Origin of the sequence: Micromonospora sp. NPDC050795 (assembly GCF_044456785.1) — a bacterium.
Lineage (GTDB): Bacteria > Actinomycetota > Actinomycetes > Mycobacteriales > Micromonosporaceae > Micromonospora.
Map to the genome: position 1 here is coordinate 1 of NZ_JBITGE010000024.1, position 21876 is coordinate 21876.

The window sequence follows — 21876 nt, forward strand, 5'->3', positions numbered from 1 at the left end:
CGCCGCGATCTGGCACAACCGGACCACCGGCCAGCCCGTGACGAGATCCCTGATCGCCTACGACCACTGAACCAACTTCGGACTTACTCGTCTAGTTCACGAGGGGGCCGCAGCAGCCTTGCAGTGTCGCGCCCTAGACGTGTCGCGGCGCACCGGTCTCGTGGCCTCGTGGCCTCGTGGTCTCGTGGCCCAGCCAAGGTCACTGCGAGGCTGCTCCGGTAGACCTGACTGTCAACGCCGGCTGAACTCTGACCCCTCTGTTCCGGGTGGGTTCCAGTACTTGTCGCAACACAGCTGATCATGTGAGGCGTGTTGATGGGACGACGAGGACGCAAACGCCGGCTCGAGGTCGAGACGGAATATTGGCGGCTGCTGCAGGCAGGCGTGGGGACGTTCGAGGCTTGCCGGATCGTCGGGATCGGTCGCAAGACCGGCTACCGGTGGCGTGCAGAGAACGGTGGTGTGCCTCCGGCCCGTTTGGGGGAGGAAGTTCGGTCAGGCCGGTATCTGTCGCTGTTGGAGCGGCAACGGATCGCCACCCTGCGCCGGCAGGGCCTGACGATCAGGGCGATCGCTGACCAGTTGGGCAGGGCGCCCTCGACGGTGAGTCGGGAGCTACGCCGCAACGTGCGTCCACATGACCAGGGCGTCTACGACGGCGACTTGGCGCACGCGCGGGCGCGGCAGCGTGCCCGGCGCCCGCGCGGCGGTCGGCTACTCGCCGACGCCGGTCTGCGCGCTGCTGTCCAGGCCAAGCTTGAGGAGGATTGGAGTCCGCAGCAAATCGCCGCGTGGTTGCGACAGGCCTATCCCGAACAGCCGTCGTGGCACGTCTGCCACGAGACCATCTACCAGGCGCTCTACCGCGGCGGGCGTGGTGGACTCAGCCGCCAGCTCACTCGCCGGCTACGCACCGGCCGCCCGCTGCGCAAGCGGCGTCGTCGCGCCGATCAGCGCCGCTGCCGCTTCATTGCTCCCACACTATTGATCGAGCATCGGCCGCCCGCCGCCCTTGATCGCACCCGCGTCGGGGATTGGGAAGGCGACCTCATCGTCGGACGGCAGAACCAGTCCGCCATCGCCACCCTGGTCGACCGCACCAGCCGCTACCTGCGGCTGGTGCACCTGCCCGTCGACCGCACCGCCGAAGCAGTCCGTGACGGACTCCTCGCTATGCTCGCGGGCCTTCCCGAAGAGGCGCGCCTCACCCTGACCTGGGATCAGGGCGCGGAAATGGCCTACCACCAGCAGATCGCACCCCTACTACGCGACGGGGTGTTCTTCGCCCATCCCGGCCGGCCATGGCAGCGCGGCACGAACGAGAACACGAACGGGCTGCTGCGTCAGTACTTCCCCAAGCGCACCGACCTGTCGCAGCACACAGCCGCCGATCTTCGCGCCGTCGAGCAACGCCTCAACAATCGGCCGCGCAAGACTCTCGGCTGGCGCACCCCAGCCGACGTCTTCCACGCCGCTCTGGCACCCTGATGATCGTCACCGTTGCGACGACCGCTCGAATCCGCCCTGGAACCCACCCGGAACCACGGGGTCAGTTTTCAGGCGGAGCCGACACCTGACCGCGATCGAGCGCCTCGGCACCTATCGGATAGCCACGGAGACGTCGTTTCGCGCCACTCAGCGGCTCGCTGACGCTTTGATCGGCGCTAGGGGCAGTTGCGGTCGAGTGGACCTTCCCGGAGGCTTCTGCGAGGCGTATAGAGGTTCCATCAACGCCCGCACTCACCTAGCGGCTCCCAGTCGCGAGCCACGCGCCCCGCCGCCAGTCGCATCACAGCGCGCCCGCCGCTGCGCCCGCTCGCCAACAGTCTCTCGCGGCACCAGGCCCGCCGCCCGCTGCCGCGCGCACCGCCTGCCGGCGCCCTCGCCGCTCGCCGATTGTGCTTTCGAACGTGCCGGCCTAGCGCGACCAACCGGCCCCTCCGGCCCCCGCTCCCGTCGACTTCCCCTGCGGTGAAAGCGGGACCCCTGGTTGGTAGGGCGAGCCGAGGATGACGACGGGTCCATGGTCATGCCGATCTCGGAATCAGGTCCGCCCCTGTTTCACGTGAAACGCGACGATGCCGAGATGCAGAACGGCCGCGCTCCCGGTGGGGTGGCGCGGCCGTAGGCGAGCGGGCGGGTCAGTCCTCCCCGCCCTCCTCCTGTTGCACTCCGATGATTCCGACGATCCGCTCAAGGTCGTCCACCGTCGCGAACTCGATCGTGATCTTGCCCTTGCTCCGGCCGATGTCCACCTTCACGCGGGTGTCGAACCGGTCGGACAGCCGATCGGCGAGATCGGTCAGGGCCGGCGCGTGCGCCTTGGGTCGCCGCTTCGCGGCCTGACCCTTTGCCGGCCCGTCGTTGAGCGCCAAGGCCACGATCTCCTCGGTCGCCCGAACCGACAGCCCTTCGGCCACGATCCGCAGAGCCAGCTGTTCCTGCGCCTCCGCCTCGTCGAGGCTCAGCAGGGCGCGGGCGTGCCCCGCCGACAGGATGCCGGCGGCCACCCGGCGCTGCACCTGTGCGGGCAGGTTCAGCAGCCGGATCGTGTTGGAGATCTGCGGGCGACTCCGGCCGATCCGGCGGGCCAACTCCTCATGGGTGGCCCCGAACTCCTCCAGCAGTTGCTGGTAGGCGGCGGCCTCCTCCAGCGGGTTCAGGTTGGCCCGGTGGATGTTCTCCAGCAGGGCGTCGCGGAGCATCGCGTCGTCACGGGTGTCCCTGACAATCGCCGGGATGCTCTCCCGCCCCACCGCCTGGGCGGCCCGCCAGCGCCGCTCACCCATCACCAGTTCGTACTTCTCGTCGTCGAGCTGCCGAACGACGATGGGCTGGAGGAAGCCGACCTCCTGGATCGAGGTCTTCAGCTCCTCCAACGCCTCCTCATCGAAGACCTGGCGGGGCTGCTTCGGGTTGGGCATGATCGCGTCGACCGGGATCTCGGCGAACCGGGCACCGGGCACCGGGCTCAGTACGGGCTCCGGCTCGCGGATCGGCGCGCCGGCGGGCACAGCGGCGACGGCGTCGGTGCCGCCGTCCAGGTGCTCGTTCTCCGGCTCGGCCGTCGCGGTGCCAGCGGCACCCGGCGCGGGCCCGGTTGGGATCAGCGCCCCCAGGCCCCTACCCAGACCGCCCCGAGGACGGTTCTTCATGCGACGCCTCCCAGCGACTCGTCCGCACTACGCATTCCGGCCCACCGGCTCCTTGACGCCCCGCTCGGCGATCTCCTGGGCGGCCTCGAAGTAACTCGTGGCGCCCCGCGAACCGGGATCGTAGGTCATCACCGACTGGCCGTAGCTCGGTGCCTCGGAGACCCGGACGTTGCGGGGGATGACCGCCTGGAGAACCTTGTCGCCGAAGTGGTTCCGGACGTCCTGCTCGACGGCGTCGGCCAACCGGGTGCGCCGGTCGTACATGGTCAGCAGGATGGTGGAGACATCGAGCTTCGGGTTGAGGTGCTGGCGTACCAGGTTGATGTTGTTGATCAGCTGGTTGAGCCCCTCCAGGGCGTAGTACTCGCACTGGATCGGGATGAGCACCTCCTGCGCGGCGACCAACGCGTTGACCGTGAGCAGGCCGAGCGAGGGCGGGCAGTCGATGAACACGTAGTCGAACTCGCCCGGGTAGGCGGCGATCGCCCGGTCCAGACGCGACTCCCGGGCCACCACCGACACCAGCTCGATCTCCGCGCCCGCCAGGTCGATGGTCGCGGGTACGCACCAGAGGTTGGGGATGCCCTCGACCGCCTGAGCCACCTCGGCCAGCGGCACGCTGTTGATCAGGCAGTCGTACACGTCGGGGATTCCGGTGTGGTGTGGGACGTTGAGCCCGGTCGAGGCGTTGCCCTGCGGGTCGAGGTCGACCACGAGCACCCGGTTGCCGTGCAGGGCGAGCGCCACCGCAAGGTTGACGGTGGTGGTGGTCTTACCCACGCCACCCTTCTGGTTGGCGACGCACATGACCCGGGTCCGGTCCGGCCGAGGCATTGTCACCTCGCCACTGGGATTCAGGATCTGCACGGCGCGCATCGCCTCCATAGCCAACGGTGGGTCATCCTCTTCGCGCGTCGGGGTTTCACGTGAAACGTACGTGGGGTCGGCCGCCACGGCGGCCAACGACTCGGTCGAAGCGACCGGTGCGTCGGCGACCATCGGCCCGGCGTCCCGAACGGCCGCCGCAGTGGGTTGGTGTGGGACGGCCGGCTCGAAGCGAACCGCTGCGGCGGTGTTGCGGCGACCTGAGGTCGACCGCACCTCGGCGGCGTTGACGGGTCGACTCGACGCCTCCGGCGTCCGGCGACCACTCGCCGGCTCTGGAATGGTCGAGCCCTCCGGCCGCCCGGCACCCGAGGGCGGGTCGAGCGCGGCCGGCGGATCGCCGTCGGTAGGTCGGGTAGATGGCCCGGTCCCGCCGGGCGACCAGCTCGGGTAGTCGGTTTCACGTGAAACGGGATCGTTGGTCGACCCGGTCACGCGTGGATCGTCGTACCTGCCGTCGTCATGCACCTGTCATCCCTGCCCGCTTCGGATGGTCGGTCCGCGCCCCGGTCAACTTGGCCGCCTCCTCGCCCGCAACCCGGGGCGTACGGCCCGCGGGAGCGGTCGGAGACCCGCGACGTCCGTCACCCGCTCCACACTATCGACGCGCGGTCAGCCTACGGCGGACGGGCGCGGCCGGTCCACGTCGGGTTCTCATCCCCTCGTCCATCCGTACCGGTACAACGAGGCAACCCACCGGCCGGAAGCCCGATGGCGCGAAGTGTCAACCTCGGCGGGAGCGTCCGCCCCGGGCGCGCTTCCCGGCCGCCGGGCGGGCCGGGCCGACCATCCGCTCACGCACGATCTCCACGACAGTGGTGGGCGGATCGATCACCCCGACGCCGCAGAGCTGCACGGCCGGCTCCCCGCCGCCGAGTCGCGCCACCACCTCGGCGTGCTCCTCGATCTCGGTGGCGGCGGACGAGCCCTTGAGCGCCAGCAGCCGACCACCGCGAACCGCCAGGGGAAGGCTCCAACCCGCGAGCCGATCCAGGGGCGCGACCGCGCGCGCGGTCACCACGTCTCCGCTGATCGGCTCCCGGCCGCTCGACCCGCTGGCCGCCTCGTCGGCCCGACCGCGGAACACCCGCACCGACTTGGCCAGCCCGAGTCGCTCGACGACCTCGATCAGGAACGACGTCCGCCGGGCCAGCGGCTCGATCAGGGTGACAGTGAGGTCGGGGCGGGCGATGGCCAGGACGAGACCCGGCAGACCGGCGCCGGAGCCGACGTCGAGCACCGTCGCGCCGGACGGGATCCGCTCCGCGACTGCGGCGCAGTTGAGCAGGTGCCGGTCCCAGATCCGGGGTGCCTCCCGGGGACCGATCAGGCCGCGGACCACGCCGTCGGTGGCCAGCAGTTCGGCGTACGCGGCGGCCAGGTCGAGACGGTCACCGAAGAGCGTCAGCGCGGCCGAAGCCAGCTCGGGCGGCAACGCCGCGTCGGCCGGGGACGGGGCGGCGTCGTGCCCTGCCGAATCGGCATCGGCGTCGCCTGCGGCGGGGCGGACAGCGGACGGCCCGGGCGGCACGCCGCCCGGGCCGGACACGGCATCGGCCGTGTTGTCGTCGTGGGTCACCCGGTCAGTCCGCGGGCCGTACGACGATGCGCCGGTTCGGCTCCACACCCTCGGACTCGCTCGCCACGCCGGACATCGCGTTGACGACGTCGTGCACGCACTTGCGCTCGAACGCGGACATCGCCTCCAGGCGGACCGGCTCGCCGTACTCCTTGACCTTCTCGACGGCGTTCTTGGCGACCGCGGCGAGTTCCTTACGGCGGTTCGCCCGGTAGCCACCGACGTCGAGCAGCAGACGGCTCGGCGTACCGGTCTGCCGGAAGACGGCAAGGCGGGTCAGTTCCTGGAGCGCCTCCAGGGTGGCGCCGCGCTGACCGACCAGATTCTGCAGCCGCTCGCCGACCACCTCGACCATCGGACGGCCGGCGGCGACCAGCTCGTCGATGTCGCCGTCGTAGTCGAGGATGTCGAGCAGGCCCTCGACGTAGTCGGCGGCGATCTCGCTCTGCCGGAACAGGTCGCCCTCGCCCGCAGCCTTCTTCACCCGGGTGCCGGCGGCGGTGTCGGTGTCGTCGTCCGCCTCGGTGTCGTCGGCTTCGGTGTCGTCACCGTCCACCGCGATCGTGGCGGTCTCCTCCTCGTCCACTGACTGCTCGGCGCGGGGGATGCTGGTCTCGGTCACGGTCTCATCTCCGTACTCGCTCGGCCGGACCGTCGGGTCCGACTGGTTTCCCGGGGCCGGCTGGAGGTTGCCGGTGCCCACAGGCACGTCTGTACGGGCAGTGTCGCCCGTGGCCGCGCGGTGCGCGGTCGGTTCCGCCCGGCGCCGGCCGTACGGCGGCTGCGCGGTGCGGAACGGGCCGCCGCCGGATCGCCGGCGACGGCCCTAGTTGGTCAGCCCTGCCGCTTGGCGGGGCGGCTCTTCTTCGGGTTGTTCACCGGCTTGGCGCCCGGCTTCGGCCCGGCAACCTTGGGCGCGGTCGCCTTGACCGGGGCCGGCGGGGTGGCCTTTCCGCGGCCGAACAGGCCACCGGACTTGGCGGGCTGCACCGGGTTACGGCTGGCGGCGGGCGCGACGGCCTTCTTGGCGGTCACCGGCGGCGGGAACTTCCGCAGCACCCACTGCTGCTGGCCCAGGGTGAAGAGGTTGTTGGTGACCCAGTAGATGATGACGCCGATCGGGAAGATCGCACCGGAGATCAGCAGCGACGCGGGGATGCCGTAGAGCATCAGGCGCTGGATCATCCGCTGCTGCGGGTCCTCGGCCCAGCCGGTCTTGAGGATCATCTGACGGCTGGTCAGGTAGGTGGTGGCGATCATGACCAGGACCAGGACACCAGCAATGATCTTCACGGTGCTGCCGTTGGCGCCGAGGCTGGCCAGTTCGTCGGCCGTCGAGCCGAACTTGCCGGCGATCGGGGCGGTGAAGAGCTTCGCCTGCGAGGCGCTCTGGAACTGGTCGGCGGTCCAGCCGTAGAGGGTCATGTTCTGCTTGTCCGGGTCGAGCCGGCGCAGCACGTGGAAGAGGCCCAGGAAGACCGGGATCTGAAGGAACATCGGAAGGCAACCCATCAGCGGGTTGGCCTTCTCCTTCTTGTAGAGCTCCATCATTTCTTTCTGGAGCGTCTCCCGGTCACCCTTGTGCTTCTCCTGAAGCTCCTTGACCTTGGGTTGGAGCGCCTGCATCGCCCGCTGGGACTTGATCTGCTTGACGAAGACCGGGAACAGGATCACCCGGACGGTGACCACCAGGAAGATGATGGCCAGGATCCAGGCGAAGTTGGTGCCGATCACCGCTCCGACGGGCACCCCGATGGCGTCCCAGGCAGAGTGCCAGGTCAGCAGGATCCACGAAATCGCGTAGTAGATCCAGTCGAGACTCAGACTCAATTCGGGGCTCCAGTCACATCAGCACGGCGGCGGCCGCCCGGCTCCGGCACCGGGTCATGTCCACCAGGGTGAAAGGGGTGGCAGCGCAACAACCGCCGGGCCGCCAGCACGGCTCCCCGGAGCGCGCCGTGCCGAACGACCGCCTCCTGGGCGTACGCACTGCACGACGGGTAGAACCGACAGCGAGCCGGCAGTGCCGGACTTATCCACCGACGGTACGCGATGATGGGCGCGATCAGCACCTTGGCACCGGTTGTCGACGGCCGTGGGCTGCTCTGCTCGGTGCCGCTCATCGGGACCGCCGTTCGCGCGGCGACCGGGCGACCGCGATGGCGGCGTCCAGGTCGGTGGCGAGCCGAGGGTACGACGCCTGCGCGGCGGTGGGGAGTGCCCGGACGACAAGGGTGCTGCCGGCGGGCAGGTCGGTCAGCCGTTCCCGGACCAGCGCCCGCAGTCGGCGCCGGACGCGGTTACGGGTCACCGCGTTGCCGACCGCCTTGGACACGACGAAGCCGGCACGGGACGGCACGGACGACTGCTCCGCACTGTTGTCCCGTACCGGCTCCGGCAAGGTCGGTGTGCTGGGGTCGACGGTCACCGGCACGCTCAGGTGGACCACGACGGCACCACGTCCGGCGCGTCGGCCACCGCGAACCGCTGCGGCGAAGTCAGTGCTGCGCCGCAGTCGCTGTGCGGCGGCCAGCACGACTGCCCACGTCCCCTGGACCGGCCCGGTCGGCTCAGGCCGACAGGGTGGTGCGACCCTTGGCGCGACGGCTCGACAGGATGGCACGGCCGGCACGGGTGCGCATGCGCAGCCGGAAGCCGTGGGTCTTCGCGCGCCGGCGGTTGTTCGGCTGGTAGGTGCGCTTGCTCACGTCAGGCTCTCCGTTTTCGTACGCGCCCCGCGCGACGGGATCGCCGGGGTCGTGTGGTGGTCCAGGCCACCTCGACGGTGGCCCACGATCGGTGCTGTCCGGCGGAGCGGGACCTCGGCGATGCGGGGATGCGACCGCGGACAGCAAGCACCCATCACCCTAGCAGAGGGCGAGAAAGCAGCCATTCCAGCCTACGCAGGGGTGCAATGACCGTCAAACACCCCGAGCAGGGGGACAACGGGACGCGCCCGAGGCCGAAGGGCGGTTTTCACTGATGCCGACAAGGCCGTCGCCGCGTCGCCGGTTGATGGCGCAGGGACAACGCTGTTACCGTGCCCGATTGCGGTGAGCGTCGGAAGCTCCGGTCGTCGCGCAGGCAAGACCGGACATGGCAGTGAATCGTTCGGCACGGTGAACCCGCTTCAGTGCCCGTTCAGGCAGGGGCAGGTCCCACCCGCGTCCGGCGGCGGCCACAATCGGTCGGTACACAGGCTGTGGATAACTTGTGGATGACCACCGGTCGACCGTCCGGGTGGGTGTTGTTCCACCCGCGAACGCGGCGGGCCCGGGACGGCCGGCTGGCAGACAGCGGCGGCCGGGAGCAGAAGCGAGGGGGTGGCACGACGGTGGCCGGTACGACCGACCTTGCCGCGGTGTGGTTAGCGGCGACCGACGAGCTCGCCGACGAGATCATCTCCGCCCAGCAGCGTGCCTATCTCCGACTGACCCGGCTGCGAGCGATCGTCGAGGACACCGCACTGCTCTCCGTTCCGGACGCGTTCACCCGCGACGTGATCGAGTCACGGCTGCGCCCGGCGATCACCGAGGCGCTCACCCGCCGGCTCGGCCGACCGATCCAGGTCGCGGTCACCGTCCGGGTGGCCGAGGACGCCACCGGCCGACCGGCCGGCACCGTCTACCGCAGCGCCCCGGAGACCGGGCAGCTCGACATCGACGGCCCGGGTGTCGCGCCGTTCGACGACGACCAGGGCACTAGACCGTCGGCCGACGCGATGATCCCTGAGCAGTCGCCAGCGCCGCGCAACCCCGATCCGGGTCCGCTGCCCGCGCCGGCGGGTCCGCCGCTCGCGCCCCCGGTGGAGGGGCATCGCGCGGGGTTGATTCCCGCCAGCAGGGACGGGCAGGAGGCGCTGTTCAGCGCCGCCTTCGCGGAGCCCCTGCGGCCCTCCCGGCCGGGTCCGGACCGGCGCGGTTACGACGAGCAGGCCGCCCGCCTGGACCCGTCCGGCCCCGACACCCGGCCCTACGATCCCCGCTACCGGGACGACTCGGCGTCACCGCGCGACCAGCACGTGATCCGTTCGCTCCCCCGGGACAGCGGGACGGACAGCGGCCCGGGTCGCAGCGCGGTGGACCATCGGCCCGGTGGCCGGGACGACCGCCGGTTGCCCGGCGCCGACACCGGCGGCAACCGGCTCAACCCGAAGTACATGTTTGAGACGTTCGTCATCGGCTCGTCCAACCGCTTCGCCCACGCGGCGAGCGTGGCGGTGGCGGAGTCGCCGGCCAAGGCGTACAACCCGCTGTTCATCTACGGGCACTCCGGGTTGGGCAAGACGCACCTGTTGCACGCCATCGGGCACTACGCCACGACGCTCGGCAACGCCCGCTCGGTCCGGTACGTGTCGACCGAGGAATTCACTAACGACTTCATCAACTCGCTCCGGGACGACAAGACCAGCGCGTTCCAGCGGCGCTACCGCGACGTCGACATCCTGTTGATCGACGACATCCAGTTCCTGGAGAACCGCGAGCGCACCCAGGAGGAGTTCTTCCACACCTTCAACACCCTGCACAACGCCAACAAGCAGATCGTGATCACCTCTGACCGGTCGCCGCGTCAGCTCGCGACCCTCGAGGACCGGATGCGAACCCGGTTCGAGTGGGGGCTGCTGGCCGACATCCAGCCGCCGGATCTGGAGACCCGGATCGCGATCCTGCAGAAGAAGGCGGCGCAGGAGCGGATGTACGCCCCGCCGGACGTGTTGGAGTTCATCGCCTCCCGGGTGTCGAACTCGATCCGGGAGCTGGAGGGCGCCCTGATCCGGGTGACCGCGTTCGCCAGCCTGACCCGGTCGACCGTCGAGCTGTCGCTGGCCGAGGAGGTGCTTCGGGACTTCATGCCCGACGGCGCCGGTCCGGAGATCAACGCTGACCAGATCATGGCCTCGACCGCTGACTACTTCGGGGTGAGCCTGGAGGATCTGCGCGGCCAGTCCAGGTCCCGGGTGCTGGTCAACGCCCGCCAGGTGGCCATGTACCTGTGTCGAGAGTTGACCGAGCTGTCGCTGCCCCGGATCGGGCAGGCGTTCGGCGGTCGGGACCACACCACTGTGATGCACGCCGACCGGAAGATTCGGCAGCAGATGGCGGAGCGCCGCTCGCTCTACAACCAAATCGCCGAGCTGACCAACCGCATCAAACAGAACAGCTGAGGCGTACGACCGCCCGCACGGCGGCCCACAGCCGCAGGACACGCCCGACCGGGGATCCGGTCGGGCGTTCTTTTTGGGTCAGTCAGCTGGACTCTCGACATGGTGCAGACCACAGCATTGAGGCCGTGACCGCCTCGATCCCCACTCGTTGTCCACAGCTCGTTATCCACCGTCGGTGGATAACTACGGACCGTCCCTCGCCAGTTACCCACAGGCTGTGGAGAAACCCTGTGTACGAGGCTGTGGACGCCTGGGGACGACGGTCAGGTTATCCACCGATCATCATCGACCTGTGTACGAGCTGTTGAAGGTTCTGGGGATGACGGCAATGGTGATCTTCCCCGCGATCCACAGGCTTGGGGAGAAAGTCGGTGGATTACCGGTGGACAACCGGTGGACAACGGTGGACAACCGGCCGTCGTCGCCGGGCTGTGGACACACAAGCCGGTTGTACCCGGGGTTCTCCACAGCTAAATCACCGGTGGATAACCTGTCTGACCTGCGCAGACCTCGGTTTTCCACAGTTTGCACAGGTGCGATGAAGACGATGAGTTATCTCTTCTAAGAGAACAAAAACCAATCATCACCGTTGGGCTTTCTGTGGATCGGGCCGAACGCTGTCGGATTCAGCCGGTCAGCATCGACACGATCCATGGGGTCGGGCGCACAGCCGATGTCCCCGCGCCCTAAGGTGCGATGGGTACCCGCACGGTCGGGCGGGACGGTAGGCAGCGGTCGGCATGAGAGAGTTGTCGCTGACGTCGACGCGGAGGCATTGATGAAGTTCCGAGTGGAGCGCGACGCGCTCGCCGAGGCTGTGGCGTGGACCGCGAAGAGCCTGCCCAACCGGCCATCCGTACCGGTGCTCGCCGGGGTGATGCTCCGCGTCACCGACGGCAACCTGCGGGTCTCCGGGTTCGACTACGAGGTCTCCAGCCAGGTGACCGTCGAGGTGCAGGGCGACGCCGACGGTGCCGCGCTCGTCTCCGGCCGCCTGCTCGCCGAGATCACCAAGGCGTTGCCGGCCAAGCCGGTCGACATCGCCGCGGTCGGCGCGCATCTCGAGTTGGTCTGTGGCAGCGCCCGGTTCACGCTGCCCACCATGCCGGTGGAGGACTACCCCGCGCTGCCCGAGATGCCGCAGAGCGCCGGCACTGTCGACGCCGCGGCGTTCGCCACCGCGGTGGCCCAGGTGGCCATCGCCGCCGGTCGTGACGAGACGCTGCCGATGATGACCGGCGTCCGCGTGGAGTTGTCCGGCGACACCCTGTCGATGCTCGCCACCGACCGTTACCGGTTGGCACTGCGCGAGATCCAGTGGCGGCCGGACGACCCAGAGGTGAGCATCAACGCCCTGGTGCCCGCCCGCACCCTGAACGACACCGCCAAGGCCCTCGGCCCGCTGGGCGGCGAGGTCACCCTCGCCCTCGCCCAGGGCGCTGCGGGCGAGGGCATGGTCGGGCTCGCCGGCGGCACCCGACGTACCACCAGCCGGCTGCTCGACGGCGCCAACTACCCGCCGGTGCGGTCCCTCTTCCCGGCCACCCACAACGCCGCGGCGCGGGTGCCGGTCAGCACGCTGATCGAGGTGGTCAAGCGGGTCGCGCTGGTCGCCGAACGGACCACCCCGGTGCTGCTCAGCTTCAGCGCCGACGGCCTGGTGGTCGAGGCCGGCGGTTCCGAGGAGGCACGGGCCAGCGAGGCGATGGAGGCGACCTTCACCGGTGAACCGCTGACCATCGGCTTCAACCCGCAGTACCTCATCGACGGTCTGGCAAACCTGGGCGCTCAGACGGCCGTGCTCTCGTTCGTCGACGCCTTCAAACCCGCGGTGATCTCTCCCGCTGGCGAGGATGGCGAGGTCATTCCGGGGTACCGGTACCTCATCATGCCGATCCGCGTCTCGCGCTGATCGCGCCCAGCAACACCCAGATCCACGGAGGTAGAAACACATGCAGCTCGGCCTGGTAGGACTCGGCCGTATGGGCGGCAACATGCGGGAGCGGTTGCGTTCGGCCGGGCACGAAGTGGTCGGCTTCGACCACAACGCGCAGATCAGCGACGTCACGACCATCGCGGGCCTCGCAGAGAAGCTTGAGTCGCCGCGCGCGGTCTGGGTCATGGTGCCCGCCGGTGTCACCGACGCCACCATCGACGAGCTCGCCGAGGTGCTCGACGAGGGCGACATCATCATCGACGGCGGCAACTCGCGCTTCAGTGACGACGCGCCCCGCGCGGAGCGACTCCACCAGCGGGGCATCGGCTACATGGACGTCGGGGTCTCCGGCGGTGTCTGGGGCCGGCAGAACGGCTACGGGCTGATGGTCGGCGGTGCCCAGGAGCACGTGGACCGCCTGATGCCGATCTTCAACGCGCTCAAGCCGGAGGGTGAGTTCGGCTTCGTACACGCCGGCCCCGTCGGTGCCGGGCACTACTCGAAGATGGTGCACAACGGCATCGAGTACGGCCTGATGCACGCCTACGCCGAGGGCTACGAGCTGATGGCCGCCTCGGAGCTGGTGACCAACGTGCCGGGCGTCATCAAGTCCTGGCGGGAGGGCACCGTCGTCCGTTCCTGGCTGCTCGACCTGCTCGACCGGGCACTCGACGAGGATCCGGAGCTGGCCGATCTGAGTGGCTACACGGAGGACACCGGCGAGGGCCGGTGGACCGTCGACGAGGCCGTCAGGCTGGCGGTGCCGCTGAACGTCATCACCGCTTCGCTCTTCGCCCGGTTCGCCTCGCGGCAGGACGACTCACCCGCCATGAAGGCCGTCTCCGCGCTGCGTCAGCAGTTCGGTGGCCACGCCGTCCATAAGCGCTGAGCGGCGTCCACAACCTGTGTACGTTCACCGGCTGGAACTGGTCGACTTCCGCTCGTACGAGCGGGTGGCCGTCGACCTCCAGCCGGGAGCGAACGTCCTGATCGGGGCCAACGGCGTCGGCAAGACCAACCTCGTCGAGGCGCTGGGCTACGTGGCGACCCTGGACTCGCACCGGGTCGCCACCGACGCGCCTCTGGTCCGGATGGGCGCCACGTCCGCGGTGATCCGTTGCGCTGTGGTGCACGACGGCCGCGAACTCCTGGTCGAGCTGGAGATCGTGCCCGGCAAGGCCAACCGGGCGCGACTGGGCCGGTCACCGGCGCGGCGGGCACGGGACGTGCTCGGTGCGCTCCGGCTGGTGCTCTTCGCCCCGGAAGATCTTGAGCTGGTCCGGGGCGATCCGGCTGAGCGCCGCCGCTACCTGGACGACCTGCTGGTCAACCGGCAGCCCCGGTTCGCGGGCGTGCGGGCCGACTACGAGCGGGTCGTCAAGCAGCGCAACGCCCTGCTGCGCACGGCGTACCTGGCCCGCAAGACCGGTGGCTCCCGCGGTGGTGATCTCGGCACCCTCGCGGTCTGGGACACCCACCTGGCCCAGCACGGGGCGGAGCTGCTCGCCGGCCGCCTGGAGCTGGTGGCGGCGCTCACCCCGCACGTGGCCAAGGCGTACGACGCGGTGGCCGCCGGTCGGGGTGCGGCGAGCATCACCTACCGGCCCTCGATCGAGCTGGCCGAGCCGACCACCGATCGGGCCGCGCTGGCCGAGGCGCTGACGGCGGCCCTGGCCGCGTCCCGCTCCGCCGAGATTGAGCGGGGCACCACCCTGGTCGGCCCACACCGCGACGAGTTGGCGCTGAGTCTCGGCCCACTGCCCGCCAAGGGGTACGCCAGCCACGGCGAGTCGTGGTCGTTCGCCCTCGCGTTGCGGCTGGCCGGGTACGACCTGTTGCGCGCCGACGGCATCGAGCCGGTGCTGGTGCTCGACGATGTCTTCGCGGAGTTGGACACCGGCCGCCGGGAGCGGTTGGCGGAGCTGGTCGGCGGGGCGAGTCAGCTGCTGGTCACCTGCGCCGTGGACGACGACGTGCCGGCCGCCCTGCGCGGCACCCGCTACCAGGTCGGCGAAGGGACGGTACGCCGTGTCGGATGAGTCAGGCAGCAAAGGACCAGCGGCCGGCGACGGCCCTGCTGCGCGTACCCCGACGGCGGCGCAGGGATCGGCGGGCGGTGAGCCGGCGGCGGCCGCCAGCGGGCCGGAGCTGGCCCGGGCGGTGCTCGACGCGGCGCTGTCCCGACGGCAGGCGGCGGCCCGCGCCCGGCGTACCCCCGGCGGCGGCGACGCTGCCGGCGGCTCGGGGCGGCGGTTGCGCGGCTACTCCGGCCCCGGGCCCGACCCGCGCGATCCGCAGCCGCTCAGCGCCGTGCTCAACCGGTTGGTGAAGGCGCGTGGCTGGCAGCAGCCGGCCGCCGAGGCCACCGTGTTCGGCGCCTGGGAGCGGGTCGTCGGCGCGGAGGTCGCGCAGAACAGTCGCCCGGTGAAGTTGGAGAACGGCGAGCTGACGGTGGAGGCGCGTTCGACCGCCTGGGCCACCCAGCTGCGGCTGCTCGCCGGCTCGCTGCTCAAGCAGATCGCCAGCGAGGTCGGGCACAACGTGGTGCGCAAGCTGCACATTCACGGCCCGGCCGCGCCCTCGTGGGGGAAGGGGCCGCGCCGGGTACGCGGCCGGGGTCCGCGCGACACCTACGGCTGAGCTGCGCCGGTCAGCCTCGCCGGTCGGCCTCGCGTGCTGCCCGCTTGCGTTCCCGCTGTTCCCGGGTGAAGCGCTTGCGCTCGGCCAGGTCACGTTTCCACGCTTCGCGGGCCTCGGCCGAGCCGCCCTGCACCGCGCCCTGCACACCCTCGGCTGGTCCGGCGAGGTGCCGGAAGGCCCACCGCATCAGTCGGCCGCCCTCGCCCGGGGTCCTGGTGACCGCGCCGTCCTCGCTCATCTGCCGCCCTCTTCCGCGCGTCGCCTCGCCGGTGCTCGCCCGTCGCGCGAGCAGACCTTTGGGGCACCAATGATTGGTGTACCAATGATCGGTATGATAGTCACCGTGCGCAGGGAGGGCAACCGATGAGCGAACGACCTGGCGGCGTCGACCCGCTGGCCCTGGAGCAGCAGGTCTGCTTCGCCCTCTCGGTCGCCGCGCGCAGCGTGGTGGCCGTCTATCGGCCGCTGCTGGAGCCGATGGGGCTGACCCATCCGCAGTACCTGGTGATGTTGGCGCTCTGGCAGCACGCGCCATTGTCCGGTCGTGACCTCAGTCGCCTGCTCCAGCTCGACCCGGGCACGCTGTCACCCCTGCTCAAGCGGCTGGAGGCGGCCGGCTACCTGCGCCGGGAACGCGACCCGAGCGACGAGCGCAGCCTCGCCGTCACCCTCACCGCCAGCGGTGCCGCGCTGCGGAGTCAGGCCGAGCTCATCCCGGCCGCGATCGTGCAGCGGCTCGGGCTGCCCGTCGAGGACCTGCACCATCTGCACGCCGTGCTCACGCAGGTGATCTCGGCAGCCAACCGGCCGGCCGCCTCGCAGACTGACGCGGCGGCTCAGGCGTCGGCGTAGACGGCGAACCCGCGCTCGGCGCAGCGCCGGTAGAACGCCGCCAGCACGCCCAGCTCGGCGCAGGTGAAGTTCCACTGCGGCGGGTCACCGCTTTCGTCGCGCAACGCGTCGAGCCGGCTCTCCAGCCAGCGCAGCTGCTGCTCGGCCAACCGACCGTCGCCGAGCAGTGAGCGCAACACGGTGCTCACCGACTCGAAGGTGACCGCCTCGCCGGTCGGACGGTGCGCGGCCACGAACCGTTCGATGCCGCCCGCGATCCAGGAGCAGCCGTCCGGGTCGATCACCGGGTCCTCGTCCTCGGCGGCGGCGTCTGTGGCGTACAACACACCTTCGAGGCCGAGAAGCAGATCCACCAACTCGGTGTACGCGGTCGCCCGGATGGTGCCGGTCTTCGCGATCAGCTCGGCCAGGGCCGCGGTCGGCGCGGAGATGCGCGGCAGGTCGACGATCTCGCCGAAGTCGACGAACTCGGCCGGCGCGACCGGATCGTAGAAGCGGCCGGTCCGCGGCCAGTGCACCGCGACGTTGTCCAGCCCCATCTGTCACCTCTTAAAGAGCACGTGTCGGGTCGATCGGGTCGATCGTCCCGGTTCCAACCGGTAAAGATCAAGGCCGGTTCCGGGGCGCCGCAAACGTACGGCACCGACGCTTCGGCCGCGACCCCCGACCCGCCCGACCGCGGGTCAACCCGTCCTGGGGCGGCGCGTGCGATGGGGGTCAGCCGTGTGGGGGGAGTCGCGGGCGGCAGGGTTCTGCCGGCTATGGACTTCTCAGCCGCCTCGCTGAGGGTGCCGAGTGGTGGTTCTGTCCCCCGCGCACAGTAGGATTGACAGCGAGACGAAGACCCGGTGCGGGAGTGGGACGGGGCCGGTGGGCCCCAGATTCATTCTCCACGTCGGGTCGAGCCGATCGCGATCCGCGGGCAACCGCGGCGACCGGCGCGTTCGACCCGCTGTCCGGAGTTCTTCGGCACAGGTCTGCGCGCCGACGTCGCGTCCTGTCCGCCGAACCCGCGCCCGACGCGCCCTAGCGGCGCGGCTGACGCGAGAAAGTGGCCGAGGGTGGCAGCGCAGGACAAGCAGGAGTACGGCGCAGAGTCGATCACCGTTCTCGAGGGGCTGGAGGCCGTTCGCAAGCGGCCCGGTATGTACATCGGGTCCACCGGCGAGCGCGGTCTGCACCACCTCGTCTGGGAGGTCGTCGACAACGCTGTCGACGAGGCGATGGCCGGCTACTGCGACACCATCGACGTGGTGCTGCTCGCCGACGGCGGCGTCCGGGTCACCGACAACGGCCGTGGTTTCCCGGTCGACCTCCACCCGAAGCTCAAGAAGCCGGGTGTCGAGGTCGCGCTGACCGTGCTGCACGCGGGTGGAAAGTTCGACGGCAAGGCGTACGCGGTCTCCGGTGGTCTGCACGGCGTCGGCGTTTCCGTGGTGAACGCGCTGTCGACGAAGATGGCCGTGGTGATCCACAAGTCCGGCTTCGTCTGGCGGCAGCAGTACACCAACTCCAAGCCCAGCCAGTTGGAAAAGGGCGAGACCACCGACAGCACCGGCTCGGCCGTCTCCTTCTGGCCCGACCCGGACGTCTTCGAGACGGTCGACTTCGACTTCCAGACCATCTACCGACGCCTGCAGGAGATGGCCTTCCTCAACCGGGGCATCACCATCCACCTGCTCGACGAGCGGGTCCCGGAGGACGAGGAGGGCAAGACCCGCGAGGTCACCTTCCGCTACGACGGCGGTATCGCCGACTTCGTCCGGCACCTCAACGCCTCCAAGAACCCGATGCACAAGACGGTGGTCGAGTTCGAGGCCGAAGAGGAGGGCATGTCCCTCGAGATCGCCATGCAGTGGAACGAGTCGTACGGCGAGTCGGTCTACACCTTCGCCAACAACATCAACACGCACGAGGGCGGCACCCACGAGGAGGGCTTCCGGTCGGCGCTGACCAGCGTCGTCAACCGGTACGGCACCGACAAGAAGCTGCTCAAGGGCGACGAGAAGCTCTCCGGCGAGGACATCCGCGAGGGCTTGGCCGCGATCATCTCGGTCAAGCTGACCAACCCGCAGTTCGAGGGCCAGACCAAGACGAAGCTGGGCAACACCCCGGTGAAGAGCTTCGTGCAGCGGGTCTGCAACGACCGGCTTGTCGACTGGTTCGACCGCAACCCGGCCGAGGCCAAGACGATCATCCAGAAGGCGTCCCAGGCGGCCCGGGCACGGATCGCCGCGCAGCAGGCGCGCAAGCTGGCCCGGCGCAAGTCGCTGCTGGAGTCCGGCTCGATGCCGGGCAAGCTGGCCGACTGCCAGTCGACCGACCCCCGCGAGTCCGAGGTGTTCATCGTCGAGGGTGACTCGGCCGGCGGCTCGGCCAAGCAGGGCCGCGACCCGCGGACCCAGGCGATCCTGCCGATCCGCGGCAAGATCCTCAATGTGGAGAAGGCCCGGATCGACCGGGTGCTGAAGAACAACGAGGTCCAGGCGCTGATCACCGCGCTGGGCACCGGCATCCACGACGACTTCGACATGGAGAAGCTGCGGTACCACAAGGTGGTGCTGATGGCCGACGCGGACGTCGACGGCCAGCACATCCAGACGCTGCTGCTCACCCTGCTGTTCCGCTTCATGCGTCCGCTTGTCGAGATGGGGCACGTCTACCTGGCCGCCCCGCCGCTCTACAAGATCAAGTGGAACAAGAAGGGCGACGACGCCCAGTACGCGTACTCCGACCGCGAGCGGGACGGTCTGATCGCGCTGCGCCAGCAGAAGAAGCCGAATGCGAAGCCGGACGACATCCAGCGCTTCAAGGGCCTCGGCGAGATGAACTATCCCGAGCTGTGGGAAACCACGATGAACCCCGCGACGCGTACCCTGCGTCAGGTCACTCTCGACGACGCGGCGACTGCCGACGAGTTGTTCAGTGTGTTGATGGGTGAGGACGTCGAGGCGCGCCGGTCGTTCATCCAGCGCAACGCCAAGGACGTGCGGTTCCTGGATATCTGACGGGCTGCGCCGGATCGGCCGGGCATCGCTCGGCCGATCCGGCGGTCCACAGAGTTATCCACAGCTTGGCCGGTATCCACAGCCGTTATCCACAGCACGAAAACGACTCTGAGTCTGATAAGGGTACACAGTGACTGATTCGCCCGAGTCCACACCGAACGAGCCAGAGGTCCCCGCCGAGGCCATGGCCGCGGTGGTCGCGCACGACCGGATCGAACCGGTCGGGCTCGAGGTGGAGATGCAGCGCTCCTACCTCGACTATGCGATGAGCGTCATCGTCGGTCGCGCGCTGCCGGACGTCCGGGACGGCCTCAAGCCGGTCCACCGCAAGATCCTCTACGCGATGTTCGACTCCGGCTACCGCCCGGACCGCGGCTACGTGAAGTGCTCCCGCGTCGTCGGTGACGTGATGGGTCAGTTCCACCCGCACGGCGACTCGGCGATCTACGACGCACTGGTCCGGATGGCGCAGCCCTGGTCGCTGCGCTACCCGCTGGTCGACGGCAACGGCAACTTCGGCTCGCCGGGTAACGACCCGGCCGCCGCCATGCGATACACCGAGTGCAAGCTCGACCCCCTCGCCATGGAGATGCTGCGGGACATCGACGAGGACACCGTCGACCTGCAGGACAACTACGACGGCCGGGCCAAGGAGCCCACCATCCTGCCGTCGCGGATCCCCAACCTGCTGGTGAACGGCTCCGAGGGCATCGCGGTCGGCATGGCCACCAAGATCCCCCCGCACAACCTGCGGGAGATCGGCGCGGCGGTGCAGTGGTGCCTGGAGCACCCGGAGGAGGACGAGGAGACCACCCTCGAAGCCCTGATCGGCATCGTCAAGGGCCCGGACTTCCCCACCTACGGCCTGATCGTCGGCACCACCGCGATCCAGGACGCGTACCGCACCGGTCGCGGCTCGATCCGGATGCGCGCCGTGGTGGAGGTCGAGGAGGACAAGCGGGGCCGCCCCTGCCTGGTCGTCAGCGAGCTGCCCTACCAGGTCAACCCGGACAACCTCGCCGAGCGGATCGCCGAGCTGATCAAGGAGGGCAAGCTCGCCGGGATCGCCGACATCCGCGACGAGTCCTCCGGTCGTACCGGCATGCGGATCGTCCTGGTGCTCAAGCGCGACGCGGTCGCCAAGGTCGTGCTGAACAACCTCTACAAGCACACCCAGCTCCAGGAGACCTTCGGCGCCAACATGCTGGCCCTGGTCGACGGGGTGCCGCGCACGCTCAACCTGGCCCAGTTCATCCGCTACTACGTCGAGCACCAGATCGACGTGATCCGCCGGCGGACCGCGTACCGGCTGCGCAAGGCCGAGGAGCGGGCACACATCCTGCGGGGCCTCGGCAAGGCGCTGGACGCGCTGGACGAGGTGATCGCCCTGATCCGGCGCTCTCCGACGGTGGACGACGCCCGGCAGGGCCTGATCCGGCTGCTGGAGATCGACGAGATCCAGGCGACCGCGATCCTGGACATGCAGCTGCGCCGGCTCGCCGCCCTGGAGCGGCAGCGGATCATCGACGACCTGGCGAAGCTCGAGATCGAGATCGCCGACCTCAAGGACATCCTCGCCAAGCCCGAGCGGCAGCGGAAGATCGTCTCGGAGGAGCTGGGTGAGATCGTCTCCAAGTGGGGCGACGACCGCCGGACGCAGATCATCCCGTTCGACGGCGAGGTCTCGATGGAAGACCTCATCGCCCGCGAGGACGTGGTCGTCACGATCACCCGCACCGGGTACGCCAAGCGGACCAAGGTCGATCTGTACCGCTCGCAGCGGCGCGGCGGCAAGGGCGTCAGTGGCGCCACGCTGCGGCAGGACGACATCGTCAGCCACTTCTTCGTCTGCTCGACCCACGACTGGATCCTGTTCTTCACGAACAAGGGCCGCGTCTACCGGGCCAAGGCGTACGAGTTGCCGGAGGCCAGTAGGGTAGCCAAGGGCCAACACGTGGCCAATCTGCTCGCCTTCCTACCCGACGAGCAGATCGCGCAGATCATTGAGATCCCGAACTACCAGGTAGCCCCCTATCTGGTACTGGCCACGAAGAACGGCCTGGTGAAGAAGACGCGGCTCGAGGAGTTCGACTCCAACCGTTCCGGCGGCATCATCGCGATCAACCTGCGCGATGAGGACGAGCTGGTCGGTGCTGCGCTGGTTGCGCCGGAGAACGACCTGCTGCTGGTCTCCAAGAAGGCACAGGCGATCCGGTTCAACGCCTCGGACGAGGCGTTGCGGCCGATGGGCCGGGCCACCTCGGGCGTGATCGGCATGCGCTTCACGGACGACGACGTCCTGCTCGCCATGGAGGTCGTGCGGGAAGGTCTGGACGTTCTGGTGGCCACGAACGGGGGATACGCGAAGCGGACCCCGATCGAGGAATACCCGGTGCAGGGCCGGGGAGGTAAGGGCGTGTTGACTGCAAAGATCACCGAACGGCGCGGTGGTCTGGTTGGCGCTGTGGTGATCGATCCGGACGACGAGCTGTTTGCGATCACCAGCAACGGTGGTGTCATTCGGACTCCGGTGAAGCCTGTACGGCGTACACGTGACCGGAACACAATGGGGGTCAAGCTGATGGACCTCCCGGACGGCGTGACTATCGTGGCGATTGCTCGCAATGCCGACGAGCCTGACGAACAGGACTAGTTGA

18 protein-coding genes and 1 pseudogene are annotated in these 21876 nt (G+C 69.4%); 9 read left to right on the plus strand and 10 right to left on the minus strand.

Features of this window, described 5'->3' with window-relative positions; translation table 11 throughout:
• The first annotated feature begins 315 nt into the window (after positions 1 to 315).
• Complete coding sequence (locus ACIBEF_RS21035) at positions 316 to 1488, plus strand: IS30 family transposase (protein WP_396794974.1); 1173 nt, start codon at positions 316 to 318, stop codon at positions 1486 to 1488.
• 653 nt (positions 1489 to 2141) lie between these two features.
• Here the strand turns inward: ACIBEF_RS21035 and ACIBEF_RS21040 are convergent.
• The 8 genes and pseudogenes from ACIBEF_RS21040 to rpmH form a co-directional block, all read right to left on the minus strand.
• A pseudogene (locus ACIBEF_RS21040) lies at positions 2142 to 2975 on the minus strand (ParB/RepB/Spo0J family partition protein); the annotation flags it as partial.
• 207 nt (positions 2976 to 3182) lie between these two features.
• Positions 3183 to 4154: a ParA family protein gene (locus tag ACIBEF_RS21045; RefSeq protein WP_258395651.1), complete on the minus strand. Its 972-nt coding sequence runs from the start codon at positions 4152 to 4154 to the stop codon at positions 3183 to 3185.
• 610 nt (positions 4155 to 4764) lie between these two features.
• Positions 4765 to 5475 carry a 16S rRNA (guanine(527)-N(7))-methyltransferase RsmG gene (rsmG, locus tag ACIBEF_RS21050; RefSeq protein WP_396794975.1) on the minus strand — a complete coding sequence of 237 codons (711 nt, stop codon included), beginning with the start codon at positions 5473 to 5475 and terminating at the stop codon, positions 4765 to 4767.
• A 148-nt stretch (positions 5476 to 5623) separates the two neighbouring features.
• Positions 5624 to 6241 carry a protein jag gene (locus ACIBEF_RS21055; protein ID WP_396794900.1) on the minus strand — a complete coding sequence of 206 codons (618 nt, stop codon included), beginning with the start codon at positions 6239 to 6241 and terminating at the stop codon, positions 5624 to 5626.
• Between the two features lie 212 nt (positions 6242 to 6453).
• The gene (gene yidC, locus ACIBEF_RS21060; protein ID WP_396794976.1) at positions 6454 to 7443 is read right to left on the minus strand and encodes a membrane protein insertase YidC; all 990 of its coding nucleotides are present in this window, start codon (positions 7441 to 7443) and stop codon (positions 6454 to 6456) included.
• Between the two features lie 2 nt (positions 7444 to 7445).
• Positions 7446 to 7742 (minus strand): membrane protein insertion efficiency factor YidD, encoded by a 297-nt coding sequence (gene yidD / locus ACIBEF_RS21065; RefSeq protein WP_355004553.1) that lies wholly within the window; start codon positions 7740 to 7742, stop codon positions 7446 to 7448.
• The gene (gene rnpA / locus ACIBEF_RS21070) at positions 7739 to 8155 is read right to left on the minus strand and encodes a ribonuclease P protein component (protein WP_396794901.1); all 417 of its coding nucleotides are present in this window, start codon (positions 8153 to 8155) and stop codon (positions 7739 to 7741) included. The genes yidD and rnpA overlap by 4 nt, the downstream gene beginning before the upstream one ends.
• 34 nt (positions 8156 to 8189) lie before the next feature.
• Positions 8190 to 8327 carry a 50S ribosomal protein L34 gene (rpmH, locus tag ACIBEF_RS21075; RefSeq protein ID WP_007453904.1) on the minus strand — a complete coding sequence of 46 codons (138 nt, stop codon included), beginning with the start codon at positions 8325 to 8327 and terminating at the stop codon, positions 8190 to 8192.
• Between the two features lie 626 nt (positions 8328 to 8953).
• Between rpmH and dnaA the strand changes: the two genes are divergently transcribed.
• The 5 genes from dnaA to ACIBEF_RS21100 all read left to right on the plus strand — a co-directional run bounded on the left by dnaA (position 8954) and on the right by ACIBEF_RS21100 (position 15359).
• Positions 8954 to 10783 (plus strand): chromosomal replication initiator protein DnaA, encoded by a 1830-nt coding sequence (gene dnaA / locus ACIBEF_RS21080; RefSeq protein WP_396794977.1) that lies wholly within the window; start codon positions 8954 to 8956, stop codon positions 10781 to 10783.
• A gap of 778 nt (positions 10784 to 11561) precedes the next feature.
• Positions 11562 to 12695 (plus strand): DNA polymerase III subunit beta, encoded by a 1134-nt coding sequence (dnaN, locus tag ACIBEF_RS21085; protein ID WP_210782097.1) that lies wholly within the window; start codon positions 11562 to 11564, stop codon positions 12693 to 12695.
• A 40-nt stretch (positions 12696 to 12735) separates the two neighbouring features.
• Positions 12736 to 13608, plus strand: coding sequence for a phosphogluconate dehydrogenase (NAD(+)-dependent, decarboxylating) (gnd, locus tag ACIBEF_RS21090; RefSeq protein WP_396794902.1), 873 nt, complete (start codon positions 12736 to 12738; stop codon positions 13606 to 13608).
• 16 nt (positions 13609 to 13624) lie between these two features.
• On the plus strand, positions 13625 to 14758 hold the full coding sequence (recF, locus tag ACIBEF_RS21095) for a DNA replication/repair protein RecF (RefSeq protein ID WP_112583934.1): 1134 nt from the start codon (positions 13625 to 13627) through the stop codon (positions 14756 to 14758).
• Positions 14748 to 15359, plus strand: a complete 612-nt coding sequence (locus ACIBEF_RS21100; RefSeq protein WP_396794903.1) for a DUF721 domain-containing protein — start codon at positions 14748 to 14750, stop codon at positions 15357 to 15359. Before recF ends, ACIBEF_RS21100 begins: the two co-directional genes overlap by 11 nt.
• Before the next feature lie 10 nt (positions 15360 to 15369).
• On the opposite strand, the gene ACIBEF_RS21105 is transcribed toward ACIBEF_RS21100, so the two are convergent.
• On the minus strand, positions 15370 to 15597 hold the full coding sequence (locus ACIBEF_RS21105; protein WP_357204834.1) for a hypothetical protein: 228 nt from the start codon (positions 15595 to 15597) through the stop codon (positions 15370 to 15372).
• 125 nt (positions 15598 to 15722) lie between these two features.
• On the opposite strand from ACIBEF_RS21105, the gene ACIBEF_RS21110 reads away from it, so the two are divergent.
• Entirely contained in the window at positions 15723 to 16211 is a 489-nt protein-coding gene (locus tag ACIBEF_RS21110; protein WP_396794904.1) for a MarR family winged helix-turn-helix transcriptional regulator, read from the plus strand.
• On the opposite strand, the gene ACIBEF_RS21115 is transcribed toward ACIBEF_RS21110, so the two are convergent.
• The gene (locus ACIBEF_RS21115; protein ID WP_366610008.1) at positions 16196 to 16750 is read right to left on the minus strand and encodes a hypothetical protein; all 555 of its coding nucleotides are present in this window, start codon (positions 16748 to 16750) and stop codon (positions 16196 to 16198) included. The two genes, ACIBEF_RS21110 and ACIBEF_RS21115, sit on opposite strands and share 16 nt — an antisense overlap.
• Before the next feature lie 522 nt (positions 16751 to 17272).
• On the opposite strand from ACIBEF_RS21115, the gene gyrB reads away from it, so the two are divergent.
• Both gyrB and gyrA read left to right on the plus strand, forming a co-directional pair.
• A complete protein-coding gene (gene gyrB / locus ACIBEF_RS21120) occupies positions 17273 to 19219 on the plus strand; it encodes a DNA topoisomerase (ATP-hydrolyzing) subunit B (protein WP_357227020.1) in 1947 nt (648 codons plus the stop codon).
• Positions 19220 to 19349: 130 nt separating this feature from the next.
• Positions 19350 to 21872 carry a DNA gyrase subunit A gene (gene gyrA / locus ACIBEF_RS21125; RefSeq protein WP_396794905.1) on the plus strand — a complete coding sequence of 841 codons (2523 nt, stop codon included), beginning with the start codon at positions 19350 to 19352 and terminating at the stop codon, positions 21870 to 21872.
• Positions 21873 to 21876 lie beyond the last annotated feature (4 nt).